We start from the raw sequence: 5989 nt of genomic DNA, 5'->3' as shown, positions 1-5989 counted from the left end.
TTTTACACCCTCTTCTTTGTTAATTTAAGTAATACTTTGCTCAAGCTTTCTTCCGTAAGATCCTCTGCATCAGCAAAATCTGATACCGTAAAAGCAGACTCTGTTGTTGGTTTATTTATAAGTTGACGAAGATGCCTCAACATACCATCTGCTATCACTTGAATTTTTAATTTAGAAAACTGTTCCCTACTATACATCCAAATAAAATGTAACTTTTCATCTTTCACCATTCCGATAACATCAATTAGATGAGATGGTTTGGAATCTGGAGCATGATCTAAAAATGTAAATCCTGTCTCTTGCATAAACAAAGAGTCCCTTGAAAACACCTGATCAAATTGGCCCAAATAGTTAAAGCTTATTGAAGGCTTTTGCTGATAAAACGGAAGTAATCCTTTATTCAAGTAACGTAAAATACCATAGTCAACTCCGCGATTTGGGATTCGACGCAATTGCTCTTTGACTGCCTTTAACCCTTCAATAGGTGTCTGAGTTCCTTGAAAATTGAGATGAACGGGATAAATACTCGTGAACCAGCCCACTGTCCTTGATAAATCAATACCTTCAATCATCTCTTCTCTCCCGTGTCCTTCTAGATGAATAGAAACGGTTTGCTGATTTGTACAATCGACGATAGCTTGTCCTAATGCCGTTAATAGTACCTCATCAATCCTTGTCTTATGAGTGACTAGAACTTCGTGAAACAATGCTTGTGTTTCTTCTATTCCTAAAGTCCTCGTCACTTGATCAATCGATTCTTCTGTCGTTTCTTGTATTGGATAGTCCATTGGAATTTTCATCGTTTCTTTTTCTACTTGTTCATTCCAATAATCCTTTACTTCTTTTGAAATACCCGAATCACTGTATGTCTGAAGTCGTTCAGACCATTCTTTAAAAGATGTACTTTTCGCAGGTAAGCGAATTTCTTGACCTTGTTTCATCTGGTTATATACCACCTGTAAATCTTCCAATAGAATCCTCCATGACACTCCATCTACTACTAAATGATGTATCACCCAGAATATTCGATCATTTTCAGTCAAGTTATCTTCAAAGTACACTACTTTCATTAACGGACCAGTAATTAAATTGAAACTAGCTTGATGAATATTCATCTCTTCTTGTATTATTTTATTCCACTCTTTTTCATTAACTTGATTCCGTTTTACAACATGGAGTACTGACAGCTCATCAGTCCCTTCATTTCTCTGCCTCCACGTTCCGTTTGGTAACTGTTCGTACCGGAAACGTAAAGCATCATGATGTTTCAGTAAATTTAATATCGCTCCCTCTAGTAATTTCACATCCAATCTTTCTTTTACTCTTAAAAGCATTGATTGATTCCAATGCTCTGTATGTGGATGTTCTTGCTCGAAGAACCAGCACTGAATTGGAGTAAGAGGCACATCACCTATCACAATTCCCTGCTCCGCTTGTACTCCCTGCGTTTCTATAGCCACTTGTGCCAGCTCAGCGATAGTTGGGCATTCAAACATTTGCTTTGGAGTAAGTTTTAACCCCACTTGACTTGCTTGAGATATGATTTGAATACTGAGAATCGAGTCGCCACCAATTTCAAAGAAATTATCATAGATTCCCACCTTTTTAACACCTAATACTCTCTTCCAAATGGTAGTTAGTATCTGTTCGTTACTATTCCGAGGGCCAACACATTCACTATTAATCTGCGTTTCCTCCGGCATAGGTAAGGCCTCACGATCAACTTTACCGTTAGCTGTAAGTGGAATAGCTTCCATCGCCACAAATCCCGAAGGAACCATATAACTTGGTAGTTTCGCTTTAAGATACTCTCTCCACGCATCTACATTTCCATCTCCTACAACATATGCTACTAATCGTTTATCGCCTGGCTGATCTTCTCTTACAATTACAACTACCTCTTTTACATATGCATATGTATGTAAAGTAGACTCAATTTCCCCAATCTCAATTCGGAAACCACGTATTTTAACCTGATGATCAATTCTTCCACGATAATCTAGATTCCCATCTGGCAAATACCTCGCTAAGTCTCCTGTCCGGTATAATCTTGCTTTCAGATCACTACTAAATGGATGAGATATAAAACGCTCTGCTGTTAATTCAGGTCTATTTAAATACCCACGTGCAAGCCCTGCCCCGCCAATATAAAGTTCACCATCAACACCTATAGGAACAGGTTGTTGATAAGCGTCTAGTATATACACTTCTAAATCGGGAATCCGCTTTCCAATATTACTTCTTGAAGCCTGCTGCACATCATCTAAAGTAATTGGATAATATGTAACATGAACTGTAGTTTCTGTAATTCCATACATATTAATTAACTGTGGGTTTTTCTCCCCATACCTTTGAAACCACGGTAACAAGCTAGTAGGTTCTAACGCTTCTCCGCCAAATATGACATAACGCAGCTGCAAATTTTTATTCTTATCTTCTTGTTCACACACTTGTATTAATTGTCGAAATGCGGAAGGTGTCTGATTTAGAACTGTGACTTCTTCCTCCACCAATAATTGATAAAAATCCTTAGGTGATCGACTAATCCAGTACGGAACAACAACTAATTTTCCACCATATAATAATGCTCCCCAAATTTCCCATACTGAGAAATCAAATGCATACGAATGAAAAAGCGTCCAAGTATCTTTTTCATTAAACTGATACCAACAATCCGTCGATTTAAATAACCGAATGACATTGTGATGCTCTATCATAACGCCCTTTGGATTTCCCGTTGATCCCGAAGTATAGATTACATATGCCAGATTTTGGGGACCGACACTAGAAACCGGCAAAGTCTTACTTTCTTTCCCAATCTCATCTTGATCACGATCCAGGCAAATCGACTCAACATTTTCTGGTAACCAGTTCAATTCTTTTAAACTTTCTTGCGTTACGAATAACTGAATGCTAGCATCTTCTAAAATATATTGAAGTCGTTGCTCTGGATATGTTGGATCAAGTGGGACATAAGCCCCACCAGCCTTCAAAATCCCTAAAATACCTACAATCATCTCGTGGGAACGTTCAACGCACAGTCCAACTAAAGTATCAGGTCCTACTCCTTTTTTCTGCAGATAATGAGCTAACTGGTTTGCACGTTCATTAAGCTCCTTATAAGTAATTTTTTCTTTTTCATACGTAACTGCAATAGCATTTGGATAAATCATCGCTTGCCGTTCGAACATTTCATGAATAGTTACTTGAGGCGGGACATCCAGTTTAGGATTGTTGAACTCAACTAAACTTTTTCTTTTATCTTCCTCAGAAATGATTTCTATTTCAGCCACCTTCTGCTTTGGGTTTTCAAAAATATTTTCCAGTATCACTAGCATAACGTTAAAGAATCGTTCTATCTCTTCCTTAGAAAATAGCTCCTCACGATAATCAATATGTACATGTAAAGAGTCTATATCAATTAGATTTTCAATATGCACTGCAAAATCTTGTACTTCTTCACGGTTTGGAATCCATAGTGAGTCACCACTTTCATCACGATTCCTATAATCAATCGTAGTTCCGAAAAGTCTCACATTACTGTTACTCTCTTTATTAATCTGCTTTAATAACAAATCAAATGGATATTTCTGGTGTCTTAATGATTTACTTTGTTTTCTGGACACCCTACTAATAAATGAAAGTACTTCTTCTTCTGGATCAATATCCATTCTTAAAGGAACTGTACTCACCATCATTCCAATCAATTTTCGTTCCATTTTAGTCATACGGTTGCCGTAAGCCATTCCTAAACCAATATCAAGGGATGAGGTCCACCGATACATGGACAACGAGAAAGCAGCAACAAAAAGAGTATATAAACTAATTTTGTAATCTTCAGAAAATTTTTCTATCTTTCTCTTCAAATGTTCCGTTAATATAAACGTCTCACGTGATGCTTTGGTACTAACTTGGTACGTATTATAAGGCTTCAACCCGGTCACAGATGGCAGTGTTTTAAATTCCTCTAACCAGAATTTTTGATCTTTTTGAAAACGACTACTATTCAAGTATGTTTGTTCATTAGTCAGAAATTGAACATATGAATTTTTAATTTCGCCTTCCTCATTCTCGTTATGCATGTCATAATAATATTTTGCAATCTGCTCAGTAAATATTTGAATTGATAAACCATCCATAATAATATGATGAACATTTCCAAAGACCGCACATTCATTATCGTTTAATTTTATTAAAGCGAAATAGTATAAATTCGAATTAAATAATGTAAACGTTTCTTTTGTTTTCTGCTCAATCCATGCCTCAAGCAAATTTGTATTCTCCACATTACTGAAATCAAAAAACTCAAATTCTTGTTCTTCATGTTTAATAAAATATTGTTTAGGTTCTTGATGCCCATTTTCTTTTAACCTAATGCACAGACCGTCATTTTCACTGATAACGCGATTCACAACTTGGTTTAATTTTGAATAGTTCATTTTTCGATGAAGTTTAAATAAAAATCTTAAATTACATATTCCTTTATCAGAATGAATAACTTCTGTATACCATATTCTTCGCTGCGGATGGCTTAATGGATAACATTCCTCATTGGTCATAAAAATCTTCCCTTCAAAAATTATTTGCTCTTATAGGTTCGTGTTTATGTTTAGCCCATAAATATTTCTGCAGTGAAACTCCAATTACTCCAATAATAACAAGCCCAATCCCTCCATAAACATAGAGTTGAGTTACTCCAAACAAATGCACTAATGGACCACTCATAGCAGGAGAAATAATTAGAACTGCGTTTGTTAAACTGCTTTGTATACCAAATACTCTTCCTACTTGATCTTGATCCGATTCTATTTGTAAAATGACTTGATTAGATACAAGCATCAGCCCACTTCCGATACCAGCGATAAAACTAATTAAATAGGCTAAAACGAAGACCGTACCGGGCGTTATCAAACCAATCCCCCCAAAACCAATTCCCATTAAAACCATACCTCCACATACTACCCAGCCATATTGAAATTGTTTTAATTTCTGAGTTAGTAATGCACCAAGTATTCCGCCAAGACCAATAATAGAAATGATATATCCCATTTTACTTTTATCATGTGGGAATAAGCTCTTAAATAAAGTTGGGAATTGTGAGTCTACTAATTGTAATACCGCCATGGCTATTGTAACGAAAATCATGGTTGATAATATTATCCGATTAGATAACACATAACCCCACCCTTGTACCCAAGCGGTCCAAGTACTTTGTTTTTGCTTTTCAACAAATTCTTTCGATATAGTTTCTTTAAATTTTATTGTGGGTATCAAAACTAAAGTAGCTAATAAACAACTTATAGCTCTTATAATGAGGCAGAACTCTGGTTGAAACCAGCTCAACAACATGCCCCCTATAAGTGGGCCTACTATCTTTGTACCCTGCTCTACTATTCCGTTGATACTTACTGCTTTAGTAAGCAAGTCCGGGGATACAATCTGTCTTGTTAGTGTTTGCTGTGCAGGATAATAGAAAACAATAAAAATGGAACGAATCATTAATGCCACTAAGAGCCAGTGGATATCTTGTACAAATAAAAGAGCAATTGTTATTAGACCAACCATTAGATTACAGAACATCATAATTGGAATTTTTCTAAAACGATCTGCAATAACACCTGCCCATGAGCCAAAAATAATTCCAGGAAGTGCATATGCAACAGGAATCAATCCAATCATAGTAGGATCTACTTCCCATTCAAACCCAACTATAGTCATAATCGCTAACATATCAATAAAAACACCAAGCATAAGCAATGAATAGGCAGAGAAAACTTGTAAATAAACCCTATTTCCTAATAGGCCTTTTGAATCAGTAGTTTTCATAAAAGCAAGCTCCTTAGGTTACTAATATAAACGCTTTTGCGTATAAGGTACCTCTTTATTAAACTTAATTAATCATTATTGACATCTCACCTAGAATTTAACTTCGTCAAAACTCAAACTAGTATTATTTTTTATATCTTTAAAATAGTCAGATAAAAGAAGG

General features: G+C 35.8%; 2 protein-coding genes. Both read right to left on the bottom strand.

What is annotated here, in order from left to right; all coding sequences use genetic code 11:
* Positions 1-2: 2 nt before the first annotated feature.
* Complete coding sequence (locus tag MHI26_RS12420; RefSeq protein WP_061667090.1) at positions 3-4559, bottom strand: non-ribosomal peptide synthetase; 4557 nt, start codon at positions 4557-4559, stop codon at positions 3-5.
* Positions 4560-4572: 13 nt separating this feature from the next.
* Positions 4573-5826: an MFS transporter gene (locus tag MHI26_RS12415; protein ID WP_000858613.1), complete on the bottom strand. Its 1254-nt coding sequence runs from the start codon at positions 5824-5826 to the stop codon at positions 4573-4575.
* Between the last annotated feature and the right edge of the window lie 163 nt (positions 5827-5989).

The sequence above is a fragment of the Bacillus sp. FSL K6-1218 genome (assembly GCF_038006445.1).
GTDB lineage: Bacteria > Bacillota > Bacilli > Bacillales > Bacillaceae_G > Bacillus_A > Bacillus_A thuringiensis_S.
The sequence above is the reverse complement of the archived record's forward strand: the minus strand, read 5'-3'. Positions and strand labels throughout refer to the sequence as shown.